Origin of the sequence: Pantoea sp. R13S299, assembly GCF_048515925.1 — a bacterium.
Classification (GTDB): Bacteria; Pseudomonadota; Gammaproteobacteria; order Enterobacterales; family Enterobacteriaceae; genus Pantoea.
Map to the genome: position 1 here is coordinate 1573464 of NZ_JBLYEF010000001.1, position 26598 is coordinate 1600061.

Annotated in this window: 32 protein-coding genes, 1 tRNA gene and 1 pseudogene; 22 read left to right on the forward strand and 12 right to left on the reverse strand. The window is 54.1% G+C overall.

The window, feature by feature from the left end; translation table 11 throughout:
* Positions 1-49: 49 nt before the first annotated feature.
* Both ACN1CO_RS07685 and fliE read right to left on the reverse strand, forming a co-directional pair.
* Positions 50-391 (reverse strand): hypothetical protein, encoded by a 342-nt coding sequence (locus ACN1CO_RS07685; protein ID WP_419138470.1) that lies wholly within the window; start codon positions 389-391, stop codon positions 50-52.
* 213 nt (positions 392-604) lie between these two features.
* A complete protein-coding gene (gene fliE, locus ACN1CO_RS07690; protein WP_090960026.1) occupies positions 605-916 on the reverse strand; it encodes a flagellar hook-basal body complex protein FliE in 312 nt (103 codons plus the stop codon).
* Between the two features lie 231 nt (positions 917-1147).
* Here fliE and fliF point away from each other — a divergent pair, with 231 nt between their 5' ends.
* The 15 genes from fliF (at position 1148) to ACN1CO_RS07765 (ending at position 14995) form a co-directional block, all read left to right on the forward strand.
* Positions 1148-2872 (forward strand): flagellar basal-body MS-ring/collar protein FliF, encoded by a 1725-nt coding sequence (gene fliF / locus ACN1CO_RS07695; protein WP_419138471.1) that lies wholly within the window; start codon positions 1148-1150, stop codon positions 2870-2872.
* Positions 2869-3861, forward strand: coding sequence for a flagellar motor switch protein FliG (fliG, locus tag ACN1CO_RS07700; protein ID WP_090960019.1), 993 nt, complete (start codon positions 2869-2871; stop codon positions 3859-3861). Before fliF ends, fliG begins: the two co-directional genes overlap by 4 nt.
* Complete coding sequence (fliH, locus tag ACN1CO_RS07705) at positions 3854-4546, forward strand: flagellar assembly protein FliH (RefSeq protein WP_419138472.1); 693 nt, start codon at positions 3854-3856, stop codon at positions 4544-4546. Before fliG ends, fliH begins: the two co-directional genes overlap by 8 nt.
* Positions 4546-5907 carry a flagellar protein export ATPase FliI gene (fliI, locus tag ACN1CO_RS07710; RefSeq protein ID WP_419138473.1) on the forward strand — a complete coding sequence of 454 codons (1362 nt, stop codon included), beginning with the start codon at positions 4546-4548 and terminating at the stop codon, positions 5905-5907. Before fliH ends, fliI begins: the two co-directional genes overlap by 1 nt.
* 28 nt (positions 5908-5935) lie before the next feature.
* On the forward strand, positions 5936-6379 hold the full coding sequence (fliJ, locus tag ACN1CO_RS07715) for a flagellar export protein FliJ (protein ID WP_003854478.1): 444 nt from the start codon (positions 5936-5938) through the stop codon (positions 6377-6379).
* Positions 6376-7644 (forward strand): flagellar hook-length control protein FliK, encoded by a 1269-nt coding sequence (locus ACN1CO_RS07720; RefSeq protein ID WP_419138474.1) that lies wholly within the window; start codon positions 6376-6378, stop codon positions 7642-7644. The genes fliJ and ACN1CO_RS07720 overlap by 4 nt, the downstream gene beginning before the upstream one ends.
* Positions 7645-7771: 127 nt before the next feature.
* Positions 7772-8257 (forward strand): flagellar basal body-associated protein FliL, encoded by a 486-nt coding sequence (fliL, locus tag ACN1CO_RS07725; protein WP_419138475.1) that lies wholly within the window; start codon positions 7772-7774, stop codon positions 8255-8257.
* A 4-nt stretch (positions 8258-8261) separates the two neighbouring features.
* A complete protein-coding gene (fliM, locus tag ACN1CO_RS07730) occupies positions 8262-9269 on the forward strand; it encodes a flagellar motor switch protein FliM (RefSeq protein WP_003854473.1) in 1008 nt (335 codons plus the stop codon).
* Positions 9262-9669, forward strand: coding sequence for a flagellar motor switch protein FliN (gene fliN, locus ACN1CO_RS07735; RefSeq protein WP_419138476.1), 408 nt, complete (start codon positions 9262-9264; stop codon positions 9667-9669). Before fliM ends, fliN begins: the two co-directional genes overlap by 8 nt.
* Positions 9670-9679: 10 nt before the next feature.
* Positions 9680-10078: a flagellar biosynthetic protein FliO gene (gene fliO / locus ACN1CO_RS07740; protein WP_090960002.1), complete on the forward strand. Its 399-nt coding sequence runs from the start codon at positions 9680-9682 to the stop codon at positions 10076-10078.
* Positions 10078-10809 carry a flagellar type III secretion system pore protein FliP gene (gene fliP, locus ACN1CO_RS07745; protein ID WP_010247675.1) on the forward strand — a complete coding sequence of 244 codons (732 nt, stop codon included), beginning with the start codon at positions 10078-10080 and terminating at the stop codon, positions 10807-10809. The genes fliO and fliP overlap by 1 nt, the downstream gene beginning before the upstream one ends.
* 26 nt (positions 10810-10835) lie before the next feature.
* On the forward strand, positions 10836-11105 hold the full coding sequence (fliQ, locus tag ACN1CO_RS07750) for a flagellar biosynthesis protein FliQ (protein WP_003854466.1): 270 nt from the start codon (positions 10836-10838) through the stop codon (positions 11103-11105).
* Complete coding sequence (gene fliR, locus ACN1CO_RS07755; protein ID WP_283547714.1) at positions 11105-11890, forward strand: flagellar biosynthetic protein FliR; 786 nt, start codon at positions 11105-11107, stop codon at positions 11888-11890. The genes fliQ and fliR overlap by 1 nt, the downstream gene beginning before the upstream one ends.
* A gap of 628 nt (positions 11891-12518) precedes the next feature.
* Positions 12519-13154 carry a transcriptional regulator RcsA gene (rcsA, locus tag ACN1CO_RS07760; protein WP_090959997.1) on the forward strand — a complete coding sequence of 212 codons (636 nt, stop codon included), beginning with the start codon at positions 12519-12521 and terminating at the stop codon, positions 13152-13154.
* Between the two features lie 140 nt (positions 13155-13294).
* Positions 13295-14995: a methyl-accepting chemotaxis protein gene (locus ACN1CO_RS07765; RefSeq protein WP_419138477.1), complete on the forward strand. Its 1701-nt coding sequence runs from the start codon at positions 13295-13297 to the stop codon at positions 14993-14995.
* 108 nt (positions 14996-15103) lie between these two features.
* Here ACN1CO_RS07765 and dsrB read toward each other — a convergent pair whose 3' ends face one another.
* Both dsrB and ACN1CO_RS07775 read right to left on the reverse strand, forming a co-directional pair.
* On the reverse strand, positions 15104-15298 hold the full coding sequence (gene dsrB, locus ACN1CO_RS07770; RefSeq protein ID WP_313700272.1) for a protein DsrB: 195 nt from the start codon (positions 15296-15298) through the stop codon (positions 15104-15106).
* A gap of 62 nt (positions 15299-15360) precedes the next feature.
* The gene (locus tag ACN1CO_RS07775) at positions 15361-15519 is read right to left on the reverse strand and encodes a YqaE/Pmp3 family membrane protein (RefSeq protein ID WP_003854456.1); all 159 of its coding nucleotides are present in this window, start codon (positions 15517-15519) and stop codon (positions 15361-15363) included.
* 316 nt (positions 15520-15835) lie between these two features.
* Between ACN1CO_RS07775 and ACN1CO_RS07780 the strand changes: the two genes are divergently transcribed.
* The 3 genes from ACN1CO_RS07780 (at position 15836) to ACN1CO_RS07790 (ending at position 18466) form a co-directional block, all read left to right on the forward strand.
* Positions 15836-16054: a DUF2525 domain-containing protein gene (locus ACN1CO_RS07780; protein ID WP_419138478.1), complete on the forward strand. Its 219-nt coding sequence runs from the start codon at positions 15836-15838 to the stop codon at positions 16052-16054.
* Positions 16055-16423: 369 nt separating this feature from the next.
* Entirely contained in the window at positions 16424-17215 is a 792-nt protein-coding gene (locus tag ACN1CO_RS07785; RefSeq protein ID WP_419138479.1) for a mannosyl-3-phosphoglycerate phosphatase-related protein, read from the forward strand.
* Between the two features lie 30 nt (positions 17216-17245).
* Positions 17246-18466 (forward strand): glycosyl transferase, encoded by a 1221-nt coding sequence (locus ACN1CO_RS07790; protein WP_090959981.1) that lies wholly within the window; start codon positions 17246-17248, stop codon positions 18464-18466.
* Positions 18467-18554: 88 nt separating this feature from the next.
* Here the strand turns inward: ACN1CO_RS07790 and ACN1CO_RS07795 are convergent, their stop codons facing one another.
* The 5 genes from ACN1CO_RS07795 to ACN1CO_RS07815 all read right to left on the reverse strand — a co-directional run bounded on the left by ACN1CO_RS07795 (position 18555) and on the right by ACN1CO_RS07815 (position 20814).
* Positions 18555-18734: a YodC family protein gene (locus ACN1CO_RS07795; protein WP_283547707.1), complete on the reverse strand. Its 180-nt coding sequence runs from the start codon at positions 18732-18734 to the stop codon at positions 18555-18557.
* A 186-nt stretch (positions 18735-18920) separates the two neighbouring features.
* Positions 18921-19052, reverse strand: coding sequence for a hypothetical protein (locus ACN1CO_RS07800; RefSeq protein WP_003854444.1), 132 nt, complete (start codon positions 19050-19052; stop codon positions 18921-18923).
* Between the two features lie 33 nt (positions 19053-19085).
* Positions 19086-19997, reverse strand: coding sequence for a DUF808 domain-containing protein (locus ACN1CO_RS07805; protein ID WP_419138480.1), 912 nt, complete (start codon positions 19995-19997; stop codon positions 19086-19088).
* A gap of 10 nt (positions 19998-20007) precedes the next feature.
* The gene (locus ACN1CO_RS07810) at positions 20008-20283 is read right to left on the reverse strand and encodes a hypothetical protein (RefSeq protein WP_419138481.1); all 276 of its coding nucleotides are present in this window, start codon (positions 20281-20283) and stop codon (positions 20008-20010) included.
* Positions 20284-20334: 51 nt separating this feature from the next.
* On the reverse strand, positions 20335-20814 hold the full coding sequence (locus ACN1CO_RS07815) for a very short patch repair endonuclease (protein WP_419138482.1): 480 nt from the start codon (positions 20812-20814) through the stop codon (positions 20335-20337).
* Positions 20815-21004: 190 nt separating this feature from the next.
* Between ACN1CO_RS07815 and dcm the strand changes: the two genes are divergently transcribed.
* Positions 21005-22381, forward strand: coding sequence for a DNA (cytosine-5-)-methyltransferase (gene dcm / locus ACN1CO_RS07820; RefSeq protein WP_419138483.1), 1377 nt, complete (start codon positions 21005-21007; stop codon positions 22379-22381).
* Positions 22382-22685: 304 nt separating this feature from the next.
* On the opposite strand, the gene ACN1CO_RS07825 is transcribed toward dcm, so the two are convergent.
* Positions 22686-22967 (reverse strand): Arc family DNA-binding protein, encoded by a 282-nt coding sequence (locus tag ACN1CO_RS07825; protein WP_419138484.1) that lies wholly within the window; start codon positions 22965-22967, stop codon positions 22686-22688.
* A 72-nt stretch (positions 22968-23039) separates the two neighbouring features.
* Positions 23040-23744 (reverse strand): phosphohydrolase, encoded by a 705-nt coding sequence (locus ACN1CO_RS07830; protein WP_419138485.1) that lies wholly within the window; start codon positions 23742-23744, stop codon positions 23040-23042.
* A 607-nt stretch (positions 23745-24351) separates the two neighbouring features.
* Here ACN1CO_RS07830 and ACN1CO_RS07835 point away from each other — a divergent pair.
* The 3 genes from ACN1CO_RS07835 (at position 24352) to ACN1CO_RS07845 (ending at position 26153) form a co-directional block, all read left to right on the forward strand.
* Positions 24352-25029, forward strand: a complete 678-nt coding sequence (locus ACN1CO_RS07835; protein WP_419138486.1) for a hypothetical protein — start codon at positions 24352-24354, stop codon at positions 25027-25029.
* A gap of 171 nt (positions 25030-25200) precedes the next feature.
* Positions 25201-25974, forward strand: a complete 774-nt coding sequence (gene mtfA / locus ACN1CO_RS07840; RefSeq protein WP_419138487.1) for a DgsA anti-repressor MtfA — start codon at positions 25201-25203, stop codon at positions 25972-25974.
* A 103-nt stretch (positions 25975-26077) separates the two neighbouring features.
* Positions 26078-26153: transfer RNA gene (locus ACN1CO_RS07845), tRNA-Asn, on the forward strand.
* A gap of 186 nt (positions 26154-26339) precedes the next feature.
* On the opposite strand, the pseudogene ACN1CO_RS07850 reads toward ACN1CO_RS07845, so the two are convergent.
* Positions 26340-26588: pseudogene (locus tag ACN1CO_RS07850) on the reverse strand (LysM peptidoglycan-binding domain-containing protein); the annotation flags it as partial.
* Positions 26589-26598: the final 10 nt, after the last annotated feature.

Here is a 26598-nt window from a genome sequence, read left to right on the forward strand (position 1 = left end):
TTAATCAGACCCACTTCAGGATTATGACACTCTCAGGAGTGTGTATTACCTATTTAGCTGTTTCGCAATCATAGTCACCTCGGATACGGATCTGACTCTGGCTGGTGCGGACAATTTCCGCTCTCAACAATCCTTTGCCATCGCGCGTCGTCTGCTCCATATCCACCATTCCCGGTGCTTTGCTGTTTTTAACCAGCAGTTTGACCGTGGCGTTGTTGTAATCACCCTTCTGTTTCGCAAACGTCACTTTCTGGGTTTTTGCACGTTCCCCGTTCACTGAGAACCAGCCACTTTTATCGGTTTTAAGATAGAACGGCCCGCACTGCGTGGCAGCAAAGGCTGGAGCCGACAAGCTGATTAACGATGCGATAAGTATGAGTTTTTTTAGCATAGGGTGGCGTCCTGCTGATGGGGGATGAGTCGACAGCACCGAAAAGTGAGTTCCCTGCTGCGCGGCTCGTAATAAAGAGCAGTATAGTCAATGACGCCTGTATTATCGCCAATACAGGGTCATAGGCTCAGCATAGAGATCGGCATTGATGCTGGCATGCTAGCACACAATTTTCTATCAGCAGGAAGACTCTAATCCGCAGGATCAGTTCAACTACACCTGCATATTCATAATTTCGCTATACGCCGACACCAGCTTGTTCCTGACCTGAATCCCCATCTGCATTGAGATTGACGATTTCTGCAGATCAACCATCACATCATTCAGGGCGATACCGGGTTTCCCCATCTCAAAATCCTGCGCCTGGGTGCGTGCGGTGGTCTGCGTCTCGCTGATCTTATCCAGCGCTGCTTTCATGGTTGCGCCGAAATCGATCTGATTAGGGGATTCACTGCTGCGGTTACTGGCCTGCAGTGAGGTTGCCTGTAGCTGCTGCAGTACGCCATCAATTGCCTGAATGGACATGAACGATACCTTATAAAGAGGGTGATATTTTTGATGTGAGCAAAAGTTAGCACGTTGTCAATGAGACAAAGCCGCTAAATGACATCAAAAACCCTACCTTATCCAGGCATCGAATTTTACTTAACACCCAATAATGCCTGGCATTGAAGTGGAAATTTTATCTACGAAGGTCAGGGAGTCTGTTTTGCCATCTCAACTTACCCGGTCAATTACGTCAGGCAGGAAACGGTCATGAATGCGAGTACAGCCGCCACAACAGAACAAGAAAAGAAAGGCTTCGGTGACCTGTTTGCTCGCCTGCGTGCAAATCCGCGTATTCCTTTAGTCATCGCCGCTGCTGCCGTACTGGCAATCGTCATCGCGATGGTGCTCTGGGCGAAACAGCCATCTTATAGCGTCCTTTATAACAACCTCACTGATGAGGATGGCGGTGCCATCGTCACGCAGCTGACGGCGATGAACATCCCTTTCCGCTTCGCCGAAAACGGCGGCGCATTAATGGTGCCTGAAGCCAACGTGCATGAGCTGCGTCTGCGTCTGGCTCAGCAGGGTCTGCCGAAAGGCGGCTCGGTAGGCTTCGAGCTGCTGGATAAAGAGAAGTTCGGTATCAGCCAGTTCAGCGAGCAGGTTAACTACCAGCGTGCGCTGGAAGGCGAACTGGCACGCACCATCGAATCGCTCGGCCCGGTAAAAAGCGCCCGAGTTCATCTGGCGATGCCAAAACCAACCTTATTTGTACGTGAGCAGAAAGCGCCATCCGCCTCTGTCACCTTAATGCTGCAGCCAGGCCGTGCGCTGGATGAAGGCCAGATTCAGGCCATTACTCACATGGTCTCAAGCAGCGTCGCCGGTTTGCCGCCGGGCAACGTGACGGTGGTCGATCAGACTGGTCGCCTGCTGACCCGCTCTGATTCAGCCGGTCGCGATCTGAATGATGCACAACTTAAGTACTCATCTGAAGTTGAAGCGCGCTATCAGCAACGTATCGAAGCGATCCTGAATCCGATTCTCGGCCAGGGCAATGTGCATGCGCAGGTTACCGCGCAGATTAACTTCGACACCGCCGAGCAGACCGACGAGAAATATCAGCCTAACGCGAACCCGACGAACTCAGCGGTTCGTTCGCGTCAGACCAGCACCAGCGATCAGTCAGGCAGCCCTTATCCGGGCGGCGTGCCGGGTGCACTCTCTAACCAGCCTGCGCCAGCCAACACCGCGCCGGTAACGACACCTAATAACAATGCAGCCAACGGTCAGGCCGCGAATGGTCAGAACAACGCAGCGAATAACGCTAACCAGACCACCAGCACCGCACCGGCCAGCTCAGGCCCAACCAACTCGCGTCGTGATGACACGGTGAACTACGAGCTGGATCGCACCATCCGTCATACCAAGGTTAACGTGGGTGACGTACAGCGCCTGTCGGTTGCGGTGGTAGTGAACTTCCGTGCAGATGACAAAGGCAAAGCCGTTGCGCTGAACGAACAGCAGCTGAAGCAGATTGAAGACCTGACCCGCGAAGCGATGGGCTACTCCCAGAATCGTGGCGACAGCATCAACGTAGTGAACTCGCAGTTCAACACGACAGAGCCAGTGACCGCCGACCTGCCCTTCTGGCAACAGCAGTCCTTCTTTGATCAGCTGATGAACGCCGGTAAATGGCTGTTGATTGCCCTGGTAGCCTTCATCCTCTACCGCAAACTGGTTCGTCCGCACCTGGTTCGCAAGCAGGCCGCAGAGAAAGCCGCCGCTGAAGCGATTGCCGCTCGTGCGACAGAGCAGCCGGAACAGGAAGCCTTTAATGTGCAGCTCAGCAAAGACGAGCTGGATCAGGAACGTAAGTCTAACAACCGCATGAGCGCAGAAGTGTTGAGTCAACGCATCCGCGACATGTCAGAAAACGATCCGCGCGTTGTAGCGCTGGTAATTCGCGAATGGATGAGTAAAGAGCTATGAGTCTGACCGGAACCGAAAAAAGCGCCATCCTCATGATGACCATTGGTGAAGAGCGCGCCGCGGAAGTTTTCAAACACCTGAACCAGCGTGAAGTGCAGCATCTGAGCGCCTCGATGGCCAACATGCGTCAGGTGTCCCATAAACAGCTGACCGAAGTACTGCGCGAGTTCGAAGCGGATGCCGAGCAGTTCGCGGCGCTGAGCCTGAACTCAAACGAATACCTGCGTTCAGTGCTGACACGTGCACTGGGCGAAGAACGCGCCTCCAGCCTGCTGGAGGACATTCTCGAAACGCGCGAAACCACCAGCGGTATGGAAACGCTCAACTTTATGGAACCGCAGGCCGCCGCCGACCTTATCCGCGACGAGCATCCACAGATCATCGCGACCATCCTGGTGCACCTCAAGCGTGCCCAGGCCGCCGATATCGTGGCGCTGTTCGACGAACGTCTGCGTCACGATGTGATGCTGCGTATCGCGACCTTCGGTGGTGTGCAGCCAGCCGCACTGGCCGAACTGACCGAAGTGCTGAACGGCCTGCTGGATGGCACCAACCTCAAGCGTGCGAAGATGGGCGGCGTGAGAACGGCAGCCGAGATCATCAACCTGATGAAAACGCAGCAGGAAGAGGCGGTTATCGAAGCGGTACGCGACTTCGATGGCGAACTGGCACAGAAAATTATCGACGAGATGTTCCTGTTCGAAAACCTGGTGGCCGTGGACGACCGCAGCATCCAGCGTCTGTTGCAGGAAGTGGAGTCCGAGCAGCTGCTGGTCGCACTGAAAGGTGCCGAACAGCCACTGCGCGAGAAGTTCCTCAAGAACATGTCAGCCCGTGCGGCCGATATCCTGCGCGACGACCTGTCCAACCGTGGTCCGGTTCGTATGTCGGCAGTGGAAAACGAACAGAAAGCGATCTTGCTGGTGGTACGCCGCCTGGCCGAATCTGGCGAGATGGTGATTGGTGGTGGCGAGGAAACTTATGTCTGATGCATTTTCTGCCCGTCCCTGGCAGTTGTGGCAGCCCAGCGATTTAGGCCGTTTTGATGAGCCTGAACCTGAGTTGCAGCCAGAAATTTACGAAGCACAGGATGGCGTTGATGAGCAGCAACAGCAGCTCGAACGTCTGCAGCAGCAGATGCGCAAAGAGGCACAGAGCCAGGGTTACAACGAAGGCTATCAGCAGGGTGTGACCGAAGGTCAGAAAGCGGGCTACGACGCCGGTTTTCAGCAGGGACTGGCCGATGCCCAGCAGCAGCAGGCGCCACTTCAGGCGCGGATGCAGCAGCTGGTTACGGAGTTCCAGAACACGCTGGAATCCCTGGACAGCGTCATCGCTGCCCGTCTGATGCAGCTGGCACTGGAAGCGGCTCGCTCGGTGATTGGTCAGGCGACCACGGTCGATGGCACCGCCCTGCTGCGCCAGATTCAGGGTTTACTGCAGCAGGAACCAATGTTCAGCGGCAAACCGCAACTCCGTGTTCACCCGGATGATTTACAACGTATTGAGCAGACCCTGGGTCCGACGCTGGATCTGCATGGCTGGCGCCTGATCGCTGACAGCACCCTGCATCCTGGCGGCTGCAAACTCAGCGCAGAAGATGGCGACCTGGATGCCAGCGTCGCGACGCGCTGGCAGGAACTCTGCCGTCTTGCTGCACCTGGAGAAATTTAATGACCACCCGTCTGAATCGCTGGCTTGGCTCGCTTGACGCCTTTGAGAAACGCATCGCCCAGGTGCAACCGGTGCGCCGTTATGGCCGCCTGACCCGCGCCACCGGCCTGGTGCTGGAAGCAACCGGCTTACAGCTGCCGCTGGGTGCGACCTGCGTGATCGAACGCAACGATGGCAAAACCATCAGCGAAATCGAAAGCGAAGTGGTGGGATTCCATGGTCAGAAACTGCTGATGATGCCACTGGAAGAAGTGGACGGCATTTTACCGGGTGCGCGGGTCTATGCGCGCCAGAACGGTGAGAACCCGCAGGCGGGCAAACAGATGATGCTGGGTCCGGAACTGCTGGGCCGCGTACTCGATGGCAGTGGCCGACCGCTGGACGGCCTGCCGTCACCGGATACCGGCTATCGCGCACCGCTGAACACCCCGCCGTTTAACCCGCTGCAGCGTACGCCGATTACCGACGTGCTGGATACCGGCGTCCGGGCGATCAACGCCCTGCTGACGGTCGGTCGCGGGCAGCGTATGGGTCTGTTCGCCGGTTCTGGCGTGGGTAAAAGCGTGCTGCTCGGCATGATGGCGCGCTACACCAAAGCCGACGTGATTGTGGTGGGTCTGATTGGCGAACGTGGCCGTGAAGTAAAAGATTTTATCGAGAACATTCTCGGAGCTGAAGGCCGCGCCCGTTCGGTGGTCATCGCCGCGCCGGCCGACGTGTCACCGCTGCTGCGTATGCAGGGTGCCGCTTACGCCACGCGCATCGCGGAAGATTTTCGCGACCGCGGCAAGCATGTGTTGCTGATTATGGATTCCCTGACCCGCTACGCCATGGCGCAGCGTGAGATCGCCCTGGCGATCGGTGAGCCGCCAGCGACCAAAGGCTATCCGCCTTCCGTGTTCGCCAAACTGCCTGCGCTGGTTGAGCGTGCCGGTAACGGCATCGACGGCGGCGGCTCGATCACCGCCTTCTATACTGTACTGACAGAAGGCGACGATCAGCAGGACCCGATTGCCGACTCCGCACGCGCCATTCTCGACGGCCACATTGTGCTGTCGCGCCGTCTGGGCGAAGCGGGCCACTATCCGGCCATTGATATTGAAGCCTCGATCAGCCGTGCGATGACCTCGCTGATCGATGAGAACCACTATGCGCAGGTGCGCCAGTTCAAGCAGTTGCTCTCCAGCTTCCAGCGAAACCGCGATCTGGTCAGCGTCGGGGCCTATGCCGCCGGCAGCGATCCGATGCTCGATAAAGCAATCACGCTCTATCCGCAGATGGAAGCCTTCCTGCAACAGGGCATCTTTGAGCGCAGCGATTACGACGACGCCAGCCTGCATCTGCATGCGCTGTTTGGCTAGTCACCATGATTAACGCGAGGTAACGGCAATGAAAACTGCAAATGCCATCGATACGCTGCGCGACTTAGCGGAGCAGGATCTCGAACGTGCCGCCATCTATTTAGGCGATATGCGTCGCGGCCAGCACGCCGCTAACGAGCAGCTGACGATGCTGCTCGATTATCAGGACGAGTATCGCAACAAGCTCAACGATGACATGTCATCCGGTATCGCCAGCACACGCTGGACCAACTACCACCAGTTTATTCAGACGCTGGAAAAAGCGATTGAGCAGCACCGCAATCAGCTCAATAACTGGAATCAGCGACTGGAGCAGGCGCTGATTAACTGGCGCGACAAACAACAGCGGCTGAACGCCTATCAGACTCTGATAACGCGCGCAGCGGAAAATGCATTACGACAGGAAAACCGTCTCGATCAGAAACGGATGGATGAATTTGCCCAACGGGCCGCATCGAGGAGAGGCGAATGATTACGCTGCCAAACATTGCCATGAAAGCGTCGGTGAAAACCGACGCGGAACCATCAGTCTCAACCGACCTTGCTGTGGGTGAAGATGCCCTGCCTAAGGACTTTCTGACTGCGCTGGGAAACCAGCTGATCGGCCTGGCTAAACAGCATGGAAAAGTGGCGCAATCCGCTGACGCCAAAGCAGAAACTGCCGATGACGCCCGCCCTAAGGCACCCCTGAATGCACTGATGGCGGCGCTGGATAATCCTGCTGCGCTGACCGCCCTGTTTAAACCTGAAAATATTAAAGCTGGGTCAAAATCAGCCGATGATAAAGACAAGCCGGACGTGGCACCCTTAAGCGCCACCGACATGCAAAATGTGCAGGCATTGTTCGCCATGTTACCCGGTGCGGTGATGCCGACAGCAACACCTTCAACCCCGGCCAGCAGTGAGGCGGGCGAGCTGATTGCCCAGACCGACACCGGCCGTAAAAGCCAGACTTCGTTAACGCAACTGCTGAGTAACGCTCAGTCGAGCCACGCAGAGGGTGACGATGAAAAGGCTGAAGTCAGAAGCGACGCGCAGGGCAAACCTGCCGTCACCACTGCCGCTAGCCAGAGCAACACCGCCGCGCAGAGTGCGACCAGCAATGGCCTGACGCTCGACAGCAGTTTTCAGCAGGCGCTGAGCAATATGGTTAAGCAGGATGATCAGGGCGCCATTAAAGCCAGCGCCAGCGATAGCACGATCAACGCGATGCCCGTCGCCACCGCCAGCAGCCTGCCCGCTCCGGTGACCGCCTCCGCGACCATCAGCACCCCGTCAACGCCAACGCTGAACTCACAGCTGGGCAGTGACGAGTGGCAGCAGGCGCTGAGTCAGCAGATTGTGATGTTCACCCGCAACGGCCAGCAGAACGCGGAGTTGCGTTTACATCCGGCAGACCTTGGCGCTATCCAGATCAGCCTGAAACTGGATAACGACCAGGCACAAATTAATCTGGTTTCCGGCCATAGCCACGTCAGAGCGGCACTGGAAGCCGCGATACCGCAGCTGCGCAGCGCGCTGGCAGAAAGCGGTATCAACCTGGGCGAGAGTCAGGTGAGCAGTGACAGTTCCGCGCAGGGCCAGCAATTCCAGCAGCAACAGGAGGCGCGCCGCGATGGACAGCATGGCCGCTTCTCCCTCACCCAGGACAGTGACACCGACATTACGCCGATCGCCGTTCCCGCCGCCCTTCAGGCTCGCGTTAGTGGCAATAGCGCCGTCGATACTTTCGCCTGATAGCGGCAAACGCTGAAGGTAAGCGTAAAACCCGCGTCTTATCTACCCATTGGTTTGACTTAAGACGCGGATAATCTGTCTCGTGAGCCGAGAGGCTTGCCTATAATTCACAGGAAGTAACTGCACCATGTCTGATAACGCGAAAGCAAAAGGCAGCAAACGTAAAATCTTAATACCAGTGTTGCTTATTTTGACGCTGGCCGCTTGCAGCGTGGCAGGCTATGCAGTCTGGCGAATGATGAATAAACATGAGGGCGATAAGCCTGAGGTGGCGAAAGTTGAACCGCCTCCCGCTCCGGTCTTTTTTGCACTTGATACATTTACGGTTAACCTGGTCAATCCCGACAACGATCCCGACCGCGTGCTTTACGTAGGCTTTACCCTGCGTCTGGCCGATGAGGAATCCCGGAGTCGGATGAATGACTATCTGCCTGAGGTGCGCAGCCGTTTGCTGCTGCTGCTCTCGCGTCAGAGTGCTGCGGCGCTGGCGACAGAGCAAGGAAAACAGGCGCTTGTTGAACAAATCAAACAGGCGCTGACACCTCCGCTGGTAAAAGGTCAACCTCCGCAGGCTGTAAACGACGTGCTGTTTACTGCCTTCATTTTGAGGTGAATCAATGGGCGATAGCATTCTCTCCCAGGCTGAAATTGACGCCCTTTTAAACGGCGACAGCGGCAGCGCGGAAGAAGAAAAGAAACAAAACGGACCGGAAGGCGATATTCGTCCTTACGATCCGAATACCCAGCGCCGTGTGGTTCGCGAGCGTTTGCAGGCGCTGGAGATTATTAACGAGCGTTTTGCCCGTAGTTTCCGTATGGCGCTGTTTAACCTTCTGCGCCGTAGCCCGGATATCAGCGTCGGGGCGATCAAGATTCAGCCGTATCACGAGTTTGCCCGCAATCTGCCGGTGCCAACCAACCTGAACCTGATCCACCTGAAGCCGCTGCGCGGCACCGCGCTGGTGGTGTTCTCACCGAGCCTGGTGTTTATCGCTGTCGACAACCTGTTTGGTGGCGACGGACGTTTTCCGACTAAAGTCGAAGGCCGTGAGTTTACGCATACCGAGCAGCGCGTGATTCGCCGCATGCTGAAGCTGGCGCTGGATGGTTACAGCGACGCATGGAAGGCCATTTATCCACTGGACGTCGAATATGTACGTTCAGAGATGCAGGTAAAGTTCACCAACATCACCACTTCACCGAACGATATCGTGGTTAACACGCCGTTCCAGGTGGAGATTGGTAACCTGGTGGGTGAGTTTAATATCTGCATCCCGTTTTCAATGATTGAACCGCTGCGCGAGCTGCTGGTGAACCCACCGCTCGAGAACTCCCGTCAGGAAGATAACCACTGGCGCGATAACCTGGTCAAACAGGTGCAGCACTCTGAGCTGGAACTGATTGCTCACTTTGCCGAAACCTCACTGCGTCTGTCACGGATTCTGCAGCTGAAACCCGGTGATGTGCTGCCGATTGAGAAACCTGAACGTATTATCGCGCATGTCGATAGCGTCCCGGTATTAACCAGCCAATATGGCACGATGAATGGTCAGTACGCGCTCCGTGTCGAACACCTGATTAACCCGATTTTGAATTCGCTGAACGAGGAACAGCCCCATGACTGACAGTAATAAACCGTCTGACGATGTCTCTGCGGACGATCTGTGGGCTGAAGCGATGAATGAGCAGGTCGGCAGCAGCAGTGCGCCGCAGGCCGACGAAGTCTTCAAATCATTCGACAGCGGCAATGTCGCTGGCTCGCTGCAGGATATCGATCTGATTATGGATATCCCGGTGAAACTCACCGTGGAACTGGGTCGCACCAAGATGACCATCAAAGAGCTGCTGCGTCTGGCGCAGGGTTCCGTGGTGTCACTGGATGGCCTGGCAGGTGAACCGCTGGATATTCTGATCAACGGCTATCTGATTGCGCAGGGTGAAGTTGTGGTTGTGAACGACAAATATGGCGTTCGCATCACTGACATCATCACCCCTTCTGAACGTATGCGTCGTCTGAGTCGATAAGAGTTACATTATGAATAGCCAGAATCAAACGCTGCAACCGGCTGCACCGCACGCTCAGGCGATCTCGACCGGCTCTATGCTGGCTCAGGTCAGCAGCGTGTTAGCCGTGATTATCTTATTGATTCTGGCCTGCGCCTGGCTGGCGCGCCGTGTCGGCTTCGCGCCGAAAAAGGTCAGCAGCCAGGAGCTCAAACTGACAGCCAGCGTCTCGGTGGGCCAGCGTGAGCGGGTGGTGATTATCGATACCCCTGATGCACGTCTGGTGCTGGGCGTCACCGCACAGCAGATTACCCATCTGCATACGCTGCCGCCGGGTGAGCCGGTCTCTGTGACGCCAGTAAACAGTGCGCCACAGGATTTTCGTCAGCTGTTACAGAATCTGGTTAAACGTCCCGGAAAACCACAATGATGCGTCGACTGCTTCCTTTATTGCCACTGCTGTTACTGGCACCGGTTGCCCATGCCCAGCTGCCGGGCCTGGTGAGTCACTCACTGCCAAATGGCGGTCAGAGCTGGTCACTGCCGGTTCAGACACTGGTCTTTATTACTGCGCTGACCTTTATTCCGGCCGTGCTGCTGATGATGACCAGCTTCACCCGTATCATCATTGTGTTCGGTTTACTGCGTAACGCCCTGGGCACGCCATCGGCGCCGCCTAACCAGGTGCTGCTCGGACTGTCGCTGTTTCTGACCTTCTTTATTATGGCGCCGACCTTCGACAAAATTTATCAGGACGCCTATCTGCCGTTCAGTCAGGACAAGATCAGCATGGAAGTGGCGATTGATAAAGGTGCCCAGCCGCTGCGCGAGTTTATGCTGCGTCAGACCCGCGAAGCCGATTTAGCGCTGTTTGCCCGTCTGGCGAACACCGCGCCGATTGCCGGCCCTGAAGCCGTGCCAATGCGTATTCTGCTGCCAGCTTATGTCACCAGCGAGCTGAAGACCGCATTCCAGATTGGCTTTACCGTGTTTATCCCGTTTCTGATCATCGACCTGGTGGTTGCCAGCGTGCTCATGGCGCTGGGTATGATGATGGTCCCGCCAGCGTCTATCGCGCTGCCGTTTAAACTGATGCTGTTTGTTCTGGTCGATGGCTGGCAACTGCTGGTCGGTTCACTCGCGCAAAGCTTCTACTCCTGATCCCCCTTTTCTTACCGGAGCAACACATGACACCCGAATCAGTAATGGTAATGGGACAGGAAGCGATGCGCGTCGCCCTGATGCTGGCCGCCCCGCTGCTGCTGGCAGCCCTGGTCAGCGGTCTGCTGATTAGCCTTATCCAGGCGGCGACCCAGGTCAACGAACAGACCTTATCCTTTATTCCTAAGATCCTGGCCGTCGCCACCACCGGTATCATCGCCGGCCCGTGGATGCTGAATCTGCTGCTGGATTATATCCGCACCGTCTTTACCAACCTGCCTTACATCATCGGCTGATGATTACTCTCGATAGCAGCCAGCTGGTTCATTGGGTCAGTCAGTTCTTCTGGCCCCTGGTGCGCATTATGGCGTTATTCGCCACCGCACCGATCCTCAATGAACGATCTATCAGCAAGCGTGTCAAAATCGGTCTGGCGGTGATGATCACCTGGCTGGTCATGCCGCTGTTACCGGCTGTCGATGTCACCCTGTTTTCACCGCCCGGCTTTCTGCTGCTGATTCAGCAGATGCTGATTGGTATCGCGCTCGGTTTCACCATGCAGTTCGCTTTTGCTGCCGTGCGCCTGGCCGGGGAAGTGATTGGTTTACAGATGGGCATCTCGTTCGCGACCTTTTTCGATCCTGGCAGCCGTCTGAACATGCCGGTTCTGGCCCGATTTCTCGACATGCTGGCGATGCTGCTGTTCCTGACCTTTAACGGACATCTGTGGCTGATTTCGCTGCTGGTGGACAGTTTTCATACGCTGCCGATTGGCGGTGAGCCGATAAATGCCAATGCGTTTATGGCGCTGGTGAAGTCTGGCGGATTAATTTTCCTTAACGGCATGATGTTAGCGCTGCCCTTAATCGTTTTGTTACTCATGGTAAATCTGGTACTGGGTTTGTTAAACCGTGTTTCACCACAGTTATCAATCTTCGCAATTGGCTTCCCGATTACCTTATCAGTCGGAATTTTAACCATCAGCTTGCTGATGCCCCTGCTAGCCCCGTTCTGTGAGCGTTTGTTCGGTGAAATATTTGATTTACTCGCCGTGTTCCTGACAGAACTATCCCGCCCCTGAACATTAAGTTTCTAACTACCTTTGCATAACGATACTTAAGTATCGCAAAACCATCCATGCATTTTCAGAACCATGTTTTCCAGAATGCAACTAAGGAAATTCTGATAAACGTGCGCAGAGTCTGAAAATAATTCTTATTAAACCGGGCTTCGCGTATTTTAGTGGGGTGGTTCACAGGAGCGGTCAGACTGTGAAAGTGCAGGCAAAATTGGCAAAACACTGTATTTACAAGAAAAAAATCTTTAAGTGATTTTTCTTGTTAAAAAATGTTTTTTCCGGCATTGTCAACGCACGCTGAGACATCACACTTTCGTAAAACAAATGTTTTTGAGAATTGTCCTATCAGAAAACACCCTGTTTTCAGGGATAGTGACACAGCTCTCAAAAAAATGAGCTTTACTGACTCTCCGGCACTTCACTGGCATTCCCCGCCATTGCCGGAGGATGTGTGACGTCATAGCAGCACAAATTTTTTGCAGAACCGGTCAGGGATGAAGACTTTTACGGGCGTTTGCCCGTTGCCACACTGCACGAGCAGAATAAAAAAGTATCTAAGAAATCTCTCTCGTACCGCAACGCGTATTCATCGTTGATTTAAACGGATAACAAATTGGTGAGGGTCGCTATTATGCCAACTATTATTATGGATTCCTGCAACTACACACGCCTGGGATTATCAGACTATATGTCTTTAAAAGGAGTTAAGAAGAAAAATATCTCTTCTGTCTCCGATATTGAGCAACTACAGCAGAAATGTGAGCAATTAAACCCTGGTGTCGTCTTTATTAATGAAGATTGTTTCATTCATGAGTCAGATTCCAGTGAACGTATCCGCACTATTATTACGCAGCATCCCGATACGCTGTTCTTTATATTCATGGCGATCAGCAACATCCATTTTGAAGAATATCTCTACGTTCGTAAGAACCTGATTATTACGTCAAAAGCGATGAAGACATCGACCCTGGACTCTTTACTCGGTACCTATTTGCAGAAGAAGCTTAACCAGTCCGCACGCATCTCTTCGGGCATGGATGTTCATCCATTAACCCTGAGCCAGACTGAGTCAAACATGCTGAAGATGTGGATGTCAGGTCATGATACCATCCAGATCTCAGATAAAATGCAAATTAAGGCCAAAACGGTATCGTCACACAAAGGTAATATTAAACGCAAAATCAAAACCCATAATAAGCAGGTTATTTATCATGTGGTGCGTTTGACCGATAATGTGACCTCGGGTATTTACGTTAATATTCGCTGATCGTAAAACCTGAATAACCGGCCTTTATGGCCGGTTTTTTTTGCTCAAAATTGCGATCCACATCTCACTCTTACTGCTAAGCCTTTACGTTCTTTTGCCGATGTTATGCCTTATAACAACAGCCTCAAGAGAGCAAGGATATGAACACTGCATTAGATAATGATGGACGAAAAAGCGCAGGCATCTGGCAGAATCTCCGCCTGGTACCGCTGTTTAGCCTGATCTTCGGTGGCATTTTGCTGCTGTTCGCACTCTGTATTGGTGTCGCCAGTTACTTTCTGATTTTAGGTAATCACTCACTCGATGATGCCACGGACGAGATTCAGGTTCGTATGGGCCTCTCTAACAGTTCAAACCACCTGCGTACGGCGCGCCTGACGATTATTCAGGCCGGTGCCGCCGCACGTATTGGTGACATGGACGAGTTCCGCGCCAACGTCGCTGCCGCTGAAAAACGTATTCAGCAGGCAAAAGATGGCTTTGCTGTTTATCAGGCACGTGAAGTGAAGACTCCGGCTGACACTGAACTCGACGCCACGCTGCAGGCTCGTTTCAACGATTACATTACTAAAGGCCTGCTTCCGATGATCGAGGCCGGTAAGCAGGGCAGCTTCGAGGGCATTATCGCGCATGAGACCGACGTAACCCGCAAGCTGGATGAAGACTATAACGCGGTGTTACTGAAGGCGATAAAGATCCGTACTGACCGCGCCAATGCTATTACCGCCGAAGCCGACCAGCAGTCGCGCATCGGCTTTATCTCGATGGCCGTGGCGTTCAGCGCCGCACTGGTGCTGGTGCTGCTGACCTTTGTCTTCCTGCGCCGCGTGGTGATTAACCCGCTGCGTCAGTCGGTGATGCGTATCGAACGCATTGCACAGGGCGATCTGACCTCCGCTCCCCTGCCCTTTGGTCGCAGTGAGATTGGTACGCTGATCCACAACCTGCAACTGATGCAGCAGTCGCTGGTCACCACCGTCGGAACGGTGCGTGAAGGTGCTGTGGCGATTTATCAGGGCTCCAGTGAAATCTCAGCCGGTAACACCGATCTCTCTTCACGCACCGAGCAGCAGGCGGCGGCACTGGAGCAGACGGCTGCCAGCATGGAAGAGCTGACGGCTACCGTTAAGCAGAACGCCGAGAATGCCCATCACGCCAGCCAGCTGGCCGCGGATGCCTCCGGCAAAGCGCGCAGCGGTGGCGACCTGGTCAATAGCGTGGTGAAAACCATGACCAATATCTCCGGCAGCTCGAAGAAGATTGCTGAGATTACCAACGTCATTAACAGCATTGCCTTCCAGACCAACATTCTGGCGCTGAACGCGGCGGTAGAAGCGGCGCGTGCGGGTGAACAGGGTCGTGGTTTTGCGGTGGTAGCCAGCGAAGTGCGGAGTCTGGCTCAGCGCAGTGCGCAGGCGGCCAAAGAGATTGACTCCCTGATTGCTGAGTCGGTCACGCTGATCAAGGACGGTTCGCAACAGGTTGGCGAAGCCGGCAGTACCATGGGTGAGATTGTCGAAGCGGTTCGTCGCGTTACCGATATCATGTCGGAGATTGCTGCGGCGTCAGACGAGCAGAGCCGCGGAATTCAGCAGGTGAGCCAGGCGGTCACCGAGATGGATAACGTGACCCAGCAGAACGCCTCGCTGGTGGAAGAAGCTTCTGCCGCAGCGGCCTCGCTGGAAGATCAGGCGGGTAAACTGACCCAGGCGGTAGCCGCATTCCGCCTGCAGGATACCCCCGCGACTACAGCTCTACGTGCCTCTGCCCCGTTGAAAACACCGGTTCTGGCTCCGCGTCCGGCTCTGGCCGCCGGAACAGATAACTGGGAAACCTTCTAGGGACCTTCCGGCTGATATTCAGCGGCTGACGTCAGCCGCTGAATATCCCACAGCAAAAAGCCGCCTTTCCGGCAATCGGAAAGGCGGCTTTTTTAATGCACGTCAGACTCAGGCGTCCTGGCAGGGCTCTACAAAGATGCCATCCGGCTGGTGAGTCTCGTTAAAAAACCAGATGCCCAGCGGATAATCTTCCAGGGCGACCAGGAACATGGTGCCTTCATTAAACGGCTCCATCGCCAGGATGGTGCCAATGCGACGCGGGCCGCCATCGGTTTTGACGCTGACGCGGTCATTTACCTTCATTTCGGTTCTCCTGATTATTTACTGAGTACAGTCTAAACGAAGAACCGTGCCGATGCAGCGCGTTAGCGGCGGGCAATGACCCAGACGGCATGAATAATACCGGGGATATAACCACAGATCGTCAGCAGGATGTTCAGCCAGAAGGCACCACCGAAACCGACCTGCATAAACACGCCCAGCGGTGGCAGCAGAATCGCGATAATAATTCTTAAGATGTCCATAACCATTCCTTTAGGTATTGATAAAAATCAGCTTTATCAACAACTATAGCTGAATCTGCTCTGTTCAGGCGAAAAGTCAGGTAAATCTGAGTAAGGACGGACTTTTGCAATTTCTTAACATTTCACCGCAAGACTTCTTACGCGCCTGGCATCTACACTCTTTTTACTGCACCACCCCCATAGGTGCAGCCAACCTAAAAGTAACAAGGATTTTGCCCGCGCAGCGCGGGCTTTTTTTTGCCTGCGATCTGCCCGCCCCCGCCTTTCTGCATCGCGTTCTATACTGAATATTCTGTTTGCTCTCAGGAGTCTGAAAATGACAGACGATAAACAGCACAGCGAGGGTCAGCCGTCGGATTTGCAGGTTGATGTCGAGGGTTTACTGGCGGCGATTCAGGCCAGAACGTCAGGAGAGATACGTGAGTATATGGATCAGGGGCAGACGCCACGGCTGGAAGTAGAAGGACAGGTTTACCACTCCTATACCGAACTGGCGGAGGCGTTTGAAATCGATATTTCTAACTATCGCACCTGACAACTCAGCCGATGAAATCGATTTCAAAAAAATACCCGGCAGGATGGCCGGGTAAAAAATTCAATTCGTTACACCAGGGAATTCTTAACACCTCTGCAGATTACGCTATCCCGATTCCGAAACAAGTATCAGATATGCACGTTTCTGCAACATATCGGGTAAATATAACGCAATGGTTACCGAAAATTCTGCGCCTGTCAGTGACTTATCCCCGCACACTTCATGCATCCCCCCTTTTTCTGCCGTGCCGTTTTAAGAATTATCCTGGATTTCGCGCCAGCGTGGCAGGAAAAAAAGTGTGAGCCATATTCAACTATAATATTGAAAAATCGCTGCTTTAGCCGCGAACGTGATGAAAGGAGCCTGTAAATGCCCAATCTCCACCAGCCGTTAATGGTTATTACCGATCTGGATGGTTCATTACTTGACCATCATACCTATCGCTGGGATGCGGCCGCCGAGTGGCTCACCACGCTGAAACAGCACGAGGTTCCGCTGGTGATCTGTTCCAGCAAAACGGCAGCCGAGATCATTCCGCTGCAAAAACGACTCGGCATCAGCGGTTCACCCTTTATTGCTGAAAACGGGGCCGTGGTGCAGACGCGCGATCTCCAGCGGGTTCGCCTGCCCGATAATACGCTGACCTATGACGCCATCTGTCAGCGGCTGGCTGCTTTGAAAACCCATTACCGTTTTACCGGCTTCCATGACTTCTCCGATCCGGAGGTTTCTTCAATGACCGGCCTGAGTGAGGCGGATGCAGAACTGTCCCGCCAGCGCGACGCATCTGAAGTCATTGTCTGGCGCGATAGCGATGAAGCGTTTGACCGATTCCTGGACGCGCTGCGATCCGAAGGCCTGGCGCTGACGCAGGGTGGCCGTTTCTGGCACGTGATGCCGGCAGGCAGCGGCAAAGGCGAAGCGCTGCGCTGGCTGCTGGAGCACTCACCCGGTGAGGCGCGCACGACCATCGGACTGGGTGACGGGCCAAACGATGCCCCGATGCTGGATGCGGTTGATTATGCTGTGGTGATTAAGGGCTACAGTAAAACACCGGTCACACTCAGCCGGACCGACCAGCAGCAGGTATATCACACCGCCCATCATGGCCCTGAAGGCTGGCGTGAAGGGCTGGACTATTTTTTGACTCAACCTCAATAAGCTGCCCACGGGCATTAAAAGGATGATGCGATGAGTGACTTTTATCAGAATGGCGTAATCACTAACTTCCACAACCTCACCCACCGTAGCGTGGAGTCGCTGGAAAAAGAGATGGTACGCTTTGCCCGCAAACGCAAAATGGGGCTGATCCTGCCATCGCTGTTTTCCGAACTTGAAGGCCCGGCGCTGACGAAAATCGTCGATGAGCTGGCTAAAGTGCCCTATCTGGATGAGATCGTGATTGGTCTGGATCGGGCTGACCGCGACCAGTTCCTGTTTGCCCGCGAGTTTTTCTCCCGCCTGCCACAACGGCATCGCATTCTGTGGAACGATGGCCCGCGTCTGAAGGCAATTGATGCAGAGCTGGACAAAGAAGGTCTGTCACCGACCAATCCGGGTAAAGGTCGTAACGTCTGGTTCTGTACCGGCTATACGCTGGCGTCGGACCGCACCAGCTGTGTGGCACTGCATGACTGCGATATCGTGACCTATGAGCGCGGCATGCTGGCGCGTCTGCTCTACCCGCTGGCTAACCCATCGTTTCAGTATGAGTTCTGTAAGGGCTTCTATGCACGCGTCGCGGATGGCAAGCTCAATGGCCGCGTAGGTCGTCTGCTGGTCGGGCCGCTGTTGCGCTCACTGCAGAAAGTCTATGGCCATTCGGAATACCTGGATTACCTGTCGAGCTTCCGCTATCCGCTCTCCGGCGAGTTCGCCATGCGGACGCATGTGCTGAACGGCATCAAAATTCCCGGCGACTGGGGGCTGGAAATTGGCGTGCTGTCGGAGATTTACCGTAACTACACCACCCGTCAGTCGTGCCAGGTTGAGATCGCCGACAATTACGATCACAAGCACCAGCCGCTGGCGGAAGATGATGGCACCGGCGGCCTGAAGCGCATGAGCAGCGATATCGTCCAGTCACTGCTGCGTAAGCTCGCTACCATGGGCGTGCCGCTGACCAGCGACTCGTTCCGTGTATTGAAGGCAACTTATTACCGTAATGCGCTGGATATGATGGAGACCTATAACCATGAGGCGGCCATGAACGGGCTGAAGTTTGATCAGCACGTCGAAGAGGCGGCGGTAGAGATGTTTACCCAGTCGATTCTGGAAGCGGGCCAGGCCTTTATCGAGCGTCCTAACGATAAGCCGTTTATACCCAGCTGGAGCCGTGTGCAGTCTGCGTTCCCGGACGTATTGCAGCGTATCTATCAGGCCGTGGAAGAGGATAACGACGGTAACGTCTGAAACAGGGCGGCACAGGGATGTGCCGGGCCATAAAGAAGCAGAAAGCGGGCCTGGCGGGTCGGAGGACCTGCAGGCCTGATGTAAGTTATCAGCTCGCCAGTTGCTGCGCAGGATTCAGGGCGCATAACTCATCGCTGCGAAACGCCTCGCTGCGCACGGCATAACCGTCATACCAGCGGCACTCCACCATGCCACTCGCGAAGCCGGTCACCACCATCGTCTGTCCCTGTTCCTTGTGCTGCACTTCTTCACTGATTGCGAAAACCATGTTGCGCTCCTTAAATGGATGTTACTAACCTGAGTGATTATTGTCTTTATAGCAGGCAAAGCCGACCCTTGCCTGTTAAGGCACGCAAAAAAAAGGGCAAATTCGGAATTAATCAGCTGGATATGCGGAAAATAAAAAAAGCGGATAAGAAAACTTATCCGCTTTGATGAAGTATTGACGCTGACGTCAGATTTTGCAGCCTTCGCAATCGGCTTCGTCGCCGAGATCGTCCGGCACTTCGCTGGCTTTTTTCTCTGCTTTCGCTTCAGCCTGCTCAAGTTGTGCGTCGATATCAAATTCAAACATGTCGTCGTTCATCTTCATTCTCCTGACCGTAAATCACAGTGCGCTTTATACCGATTTTCCGCGCACTCTGGCAATAAGGTTGACCACTAACAGCACGATCGACCCAATGATAAAACCGAGCACCAGGTTGGCGCCGTTGCTCAGCAGCATCGCAATCCAGCCGCTGAAACCACCGCTGACTTCTTCGATCAGATGATGCAGCGGCGCGATGCCATGCACCACGATACCGCCACCGACCAGGAACATCGCGATGGTGCCGACCACCGAAAGAATCTTCATCAGCCAGGGCGCGGCAGCCAGTAGTACGCTGCCAATCCCCTGCGCAAGGCGTGAGGTTTTTTCACGTAGCCAGAAGCCAAGGTCATCAATTTTGACGATGGCGGCCACGATGCCGTATACGCCAATGGTGACCAGGATCGCGATGCCCGCCAGGATAATCACCTGATTGAGCAGCGGCGCTTCCGACACGATGCCTAAGGTAATCGCGACAATCTCGGCCGACAGAATGAAGTCGGTGCGCACCGCGCCTTTGATCTTCTTCTTCTCAAACTCTGCGGCATTCTGATTCGCCAGCGCATCGAGTCGCTGCTTACGCGCTTCCGGCGATTTGCTCTGCTTGTCCTGCTGCAGCGTATGCATCACCTTCTCCACGCCTTCGTAGCAGAGATAGGCACCGCCGATCATCAGCAGCGGCGTAATCAGCCAGGGCGCAAACGCGGAGATAATCAGCGCCAGCGGCACCAGGATCAGTTTGTTGAGAAACGATCCCTTGGCAACGCCCCATACTACCGGCAGCTCACGGTTGGCTTTTACGCCGGTGACCTGCTGTGCATTCAGCGACAGATCGTCGCCCAGTACGCCAGCGGTCTTTTTCGCCGCCACTTTCCCCATGACGGAAATATCGTCCAGAAGTGTTGCAATATCATCAAGTAAAGTCAGTAAACTGGTGCCTGCCAAAATCTTATCCTTAGTCTGGTTCGTTATGTTGACAACATGGGCAGCGCTCAATTTCCGTAACGGTCATGTCAGCGATGCCCTCACAATCCCACTCTACCCGCACCGTCTCGCCTGCTGCTCCTTCAGCATGCAGATATTTGCTGACCGGGCTTTCGGTCATGCCGGTGATCTCCTCCGTGGCAATAAGCCTGTCGCCGCAATAGACCCGCGCGGTCGCTTTGGTGTTCACCATTCGCTCGTCACGAATCTGGTAAAGGCGTTTTACCGTCAGTTTTATGCTGCTCATTGAGGCTCCTGGCCACGGAGAAAGCGCAGATCTAACCAATTATGTCCCTGATTAGCAATCGGCGTTGTAATGATGGATGCCCTGATGGTCGATCTCGGCACTCTCCGACATCGCCAGCAGCCACTCCTCCAGCCGCTCCAGCAGGTCCTGATCGTCCAGGCGCAGCTTGCCGCGAAGGGCACATTCCCAGATGATCAGCACTTTCCAGCCGGCTTCCTGCAGCTGCCGCACATAGCGCCGATCACGTTCAACATTGCTGTTGATTTTGCCGGTCCAGAACTCTGTGCGCGTCGCCGGCATTTTAAACAGATAGCAGTGATGACGATGCCAGAAGCAGCCATGAACAAAGATAATCGCATGCTGTTCTGTCAGAACAAAATCGGGCCGTCCCGGCAGATTTTTATCCTGCACGCGAAAGCTGAACCCCCGGTCTTTCAGCAACAGCGCAATACGTTGCTCAATGGCCGTATCCTGAGCGCGAATGGCACGCATATTTTTGCTGCGTGTTTCGCTGGAGTGAACATCAGCCATAACCTCTCCTTTTTTGCTGGTTCAGTAACTTTAGTCTGCGCCACGAAAAGCGAAAGCCGCAGCCGGACGACTTCGTAGCGTGCGCCGCAAAAACAGAACTTTCCGGGGAGCAGGCACAGGGCACTTCCCGGCAATTTCCTCACAGCGTCTGGAGTGTTAGCATAGGCACCTTACTGTTAAGGAAAAACGCATGCATCCCGCCGCCCTCGCTGAACCACTCTCTGCTGCACTTTCATCTGCTGATGCGTCTGAACTCTTTCAGCAGGTGCTGGCAATCTATTCGGTTCGTGATCTCACGGGCCGCCTGCAGCAGGCGGGATTTTCCTGCTGGACGCCGGCGCTGCTGAACCGGATTCGTCAGGGTAAAAGCGCCCTGCCGCCGCTGTGCGATGCGGAGCTGTCGCTGTTGCAGAGTCTGCTGCCGACCCGACCGGCTCATTATGATAATCCTGAGTTTCGTTTTATCGATCTCTTTGCCGGGATTGGTGGCATCCGTAAAGGATTCGACGCGATCGGCGGCAAGTGCGTTTTTACCAGCGAATGGAATAAAGAGGCGGTTCGCACTTATAAAGCTAATCACTACAGCGATCCGCTGGAGCATCACTTTAATACCGATATCCGTCAGGTCACACAGCCGGAAGGGCTGACCGGTGATGACGAGATTTACCGCGCGATTGATGCAGCGATTCCCGATCATCAGGTCTTACTTGCCGGTTTTCCCTGCCAGCCCTTTTCGCTGGCGGGCGTCAGCAAGAAAAATGCGATGGGGCGCGCGCACGGTTTTGAGTGTCAGGTACAGGGCACGCTGTTTTTCGATGTCGCCCGCATTCTGGCCGCCAAGAAGCCGCCCTTCTTTGTGCTGGAGAATGTGAAAAACCTCAAGAGCCACGATAAGGGCCGCACCTTCGCCATTATCATGGAGACACTGGATGAACTGGGCTATGACGTGGCCGATGCCGGATCCGGCAGCCCGGATGCCAAAGTGATCGATGCGCGTCACTTCCTGCCGCAGCATCGCGAACGCATTGTACTGGTGGGGATTCGCCGCGATCTGAAAAAACAGGACTTTACACTGCGCGATATCCGCCGTTTCTACCCGGCGCAGGTGCCCAGCCTGCAAAGCCTGCTGGAGAGCGTGCCAGACGACAAATATATTCTATCGCCGGTACTGTGGCGCTACCTCTACCAGTATGCGAAGAAACATAAAGCCAAAGGCAATGGCTTTGGTTTTGGCCTCAACGATCCGCGCAATCTTAACTGCTGCGTGCGCACGCTGTCGGCGCGTTACTACAAAGATGGCTCAGAGATTCTGATCGATCGCGGCTGGGACACCGCACTGGGTGAAGCGGAGTTTCAGGATGCGGATAACATGGCGCGGCGGCCCCGCCGTCTTTCTCCGCGCGAGTGCGCCCGACTGATGGGCTTCGATGTGCCAGGTCGCGAGCCGTTCCGCATTCCGGTATCGGATACTCAGGCTTATAAGCAGTTTGGTAACTCAGTGGTGGTGCCGGTGTTTGCGGCGGTCGCGCAGTTGCTGCTGCCGCATATTCGTCAATTGAAGTCGTAATCCCGTCCAGATTAGCTGTGAGATTGCGCCAGCTCAGGGAACAGGGTCAGATCGGAAAGACGCAAAAACTGTCATCCATGACTGCTCGGCCCGCGCAATTACGCACCTCCTCCATGAGGTGCGCCCGTTGCCGGGCCAACGCGTTGCGTTGTTCAAAAACGCTCCCGGCGTTTTTGTCCATGGCGCGGGACGCTTTCCTCTTCTGACCCTGTTCCCTGCGCGTTGAATTATTGCGTTGCGGACAGATTTAACGGATTTAACCCACGAAAGAATTAAAAAACCCGTCTTGCGACGGGTTTCTGTTTTATTTCTTCTTCTTGCTCTGCTTCTTCAGCAGCAGACGAATCTGCTTCAACTCGCTGGCGCTTAATCCAGCGTCCTTCACGTCAGTGGCAGCTGATCCCTCAGTCCCCTCTTCAGTGATGTCCTGATTATCAATCGCCGGATGTTGATGCGTTTCCAGACTGGCCTGCAAACGTTGCACAATTTCCTGACTCATTGAAATCTGGTTTTCCAGCGCCAGCTGTTTAATCGTTTCTTTCAGTTCAGCATCAATTTTTATCGTTAAATTAACAGTTTCGGTCATCGGGCAGCTCCTTTTTTGTTATCGCTACACGCTACCGGATGACCGTTTCGATTAACATACTGTCATAAAAATTTAATATTCGGTTTGCAAAGGGGTGAAGTCCCGCAGCACGCCCTCATCCATTCCCACCAGATTGCCCTGCAGCTCGGCATAAAGCTTCGCCATATAGCGCACCAGAAAATCAGCGTTGTGCTCAGCCAGCATGCGGCCGGTTTCGGTGTGCATCGTTTCCGGCAGACGCAGCAGCTTCTTCTGGAAATGGTCCAGCGTCCACTTAACATCATTCAGCTCGCGATCTTTACCCAGTGGGTCCTGACTGTCGAATAATGGACGATTAAGTGCACCCGCGGTGTAGAAGACCCGTGCCAGCCCGATTGCGCCCAGCGACTCCAGCCGGTCAGCATCCTGCACGATTTTGGCTTCCAGCGTCTGAGGCGGTATACCGGCGCTGAAACTGTGAGTTTTAACGGCATGCATTACCGCCTCAATCTTATCAGCAGGGAAATCGAGAAAGTCCTGCTGCAGGATGCGCTGGGTTTCCGTGGCGGCATAGGTCGAGGCGAGATGGCGTTCCGGATGATTCTTCGGAAGATTCACCACATCGTGAAAATAGCAGGCGGTCAGCACCACCAGCGGATCAGCAGGTGTGCTCTCCATGATGCGCTGTGCGCTCATCCAGACACGCCGCAAATGGGCGATATCGTGCGCGCCGTCGTCGTGAATCCAGTTGGCCTGAAACCAGCTTTCATAGCGAGATTGCCAGAGTGTGAGTGACATAATCTATCTCCCTGTAGTGATCGACAGCAGATTCATCGCGTCAGTGCGCGAACGGCAAGCCATCATAGCGACTGGCTAATGACACTTTTCTTACAGTGCTGTTGAAAAGAGCGGCGCTGCCAGCGTTTTCGGGCAGAAAAATGAGATCTGGATCATCTGTATAGCATCTCTGTTACACAATAACCGCAATTTTGGCGGTTTTCAGCCTTTACTCAGTGAATTTCTGCTAAGAAAATTAGTTTAACAGCTGTAATGTTTGGCTGGTCCTTAAACGATATTCAGGACCCTGCTGAACTTTTTTTTGTCACGCGATTAATTGTAAAACTGTGCGCAATGAGAGGTGAAAAAGTCTGAAAAGGTTCCTATTTTTATCGTTATAACGTACTGTATCCGTGCTGTTCATCGCGATCGGCCAGTTGTATAAAATGCGTTGGTGCGCTTTTTGCATTTTGGTGGTTTTTAGCACTGAACGTGACACTTTCAAAGTGACTGTCAGTCGACAAATTATTAAGCAAAATGATTTAAAGCTTTTATGCTAACTCTCAGATGTGAAGCAAATGGATGTATGTAGCAGTAACCGGGTTCTACTAATAAAAAGAGGTAATCAATGAAAGAACGGCCGATTCTTTTTTCCGAACAGCGTGTTCGTGCCCTGTTGGTTGGCCAGCAAACGCAAACCCGGCGCATTATGAAAACTCAGGCTTTCGGTCCGGGACAGGATCATCACGAAGGCGTACACGCCTTCGATGTGAGTGCTAACCATCTGCATGGCTACAAAATGATGTCGATGACCGACATCAGCTATCAATGCCCCTATGGCAAACCGGGTGACATACTCTGGGTGCGTGAAACCTGGCGTGGCCCGATGGTGCCAGAGAGCGATCTGGCCGAATATGAACGTGATCCGACACCGTTTCGCATGCCGGAATATTGCCAGTATCGTGCCGACAGCAATGAGCTGGGACAGCATGCGCTGAGCACGCCAGAAGCCGAAGAGTTTGGCTGGCAGACCGCCATCCACATGCCGCGCTGGGCCAGTCGCATCAACCTCGAAATTACCGGCGTCCGCGCGGAGAAGATTCAGGACATCAGTGAAGATGACATCAGGGCCGAGGGCGTACAGACCGACTCGCACTTCCTGAATAACTTCTTTACCATGAATGCCAACTCTGAATCGCCCAAAGAGGCGTATCGCAAAGCCTGGGAAAAACAGTACGGCGCGACCAGCTGGGAAGTAAATCCGTGGGTCTGGGTCATTGAATTTCAGCGCATCGAACGCAACTGATGCATCAGCTTGCGCTTTGCGGGTTGAATCACAGACAACGGCCGCGCTAACGGGTTGAATAGACAGCCTTCAGCCCTGCAGTCAGATAGTTGATGCCAGCATTCGATGCTGGCATTTTTATGTCTGGCGCGTCAGGATAGCCAAATAGTCCGGTTCTGTGCGGGAGTTGCGATGTTTAAATGGCCCTGGAAAACGCATGATGACATGCTGGCTGCGCTGCCGTGGCAGCAGGGGCTGGCACAGCCGGTATTCAGCCCGCTCAGTGATGCCGAACAACAGTCGCTGGTTGAACTGGCGAAGCGCTTTCTGCAACAGAAGAAACTGGTTCCCCTGGACGGTGCTCAGCTGGATGAACTGCGCAGCGTGCGCATCGCCCTGCTCTTCTGTTTACCTGTCCTGAAACTGGGTCTGGAGTGGCTGGACGGTTTTCACGATGTGCTGATCTATCCAGAGCCGTTCGAAGTTGACGATCACTGGCAGGATGAGCACGGGCTGGTTCACAGCGCGCCTGCCGTCCACTCGGGCCAGAGCTGGACGCAGGGACCGGTGGTCCTCAACTGGCTCGATATTCAGGACTCTTTCGATCTCTCCGGCTTTAATCTGGTCATTCATGAAGTGGCACACAAACTGGACGCGCGCGGCAGCGGTTATACCAGCGGCGTTCCGGTGATACCGCTGCGTGACGTCGCACTGTGGGAAAAAGATTTGCGTGCTGCGATGGCGGAGATTGAGAGTGAGGTTGAACTGGTTGGCGAACAGGCTGCCACTATCGATCCCTACGCTGCCAGCGATCCGGCTGAATGCTTCGCCGTACTCTCTGAATATTTCTTTACGGCTCCGGTTCTGCTGGCCGAACGCTTTCCCGCCATGTATCAGCATCTGCGCCAGTTTTACCAGCAGGATCCGCTGACCCGAATTGCTGCTGACACAGCTCAGACTGCTTAAATCACGATCGCTTTGCGTTAAAGCTAGCCAGTTGAATGATAATGTATTTTTTGCTGTTGACACCTTAGAGCGACGCCGTTAATATTCGCCTCGTTCAAACGATTCCTCTGTAGTTCAGTCGGTAGAACGGCGGACTGTTAATCCGTATGTCACTGGTTCGAGTCCAGTCAGAGGAGCCAGATTAGAAAAACCCGCTCAGGGAAACCTGAGCGGGTTTTTTGCTTTTCAGTGATCTCACCGTGACGGACTCTTCATCTTAGCCATCCTGCCATTGCGCAGGTCGCCCTGGTCATTCCGGCGGCTTTAAATGAAAAAAACCAGCCGGGCAATCTATGCTCCAACTGGCTCAAACTATCGGCGAAATATTATTCAGGAATAGTCAGCACCTGGCCTGGCGCAATTTTATCCGGGCTGCTGAGAAGGTTTTTATTCGCCTCAAAGATTTTCATATATTGCGAGGCATCATTATAAAACTGCTTAGCGATTGCGCTGAGCGTGTCACCCGATTTAACCGTATAAGTACGATCACCTGCTGCTGCGCTTGCAGGCTTATCTTCAACATTTTTATCTACAGCATGTAACAACTCATCGCCAATATTTTTAATATTATCCAGAATGCTCATA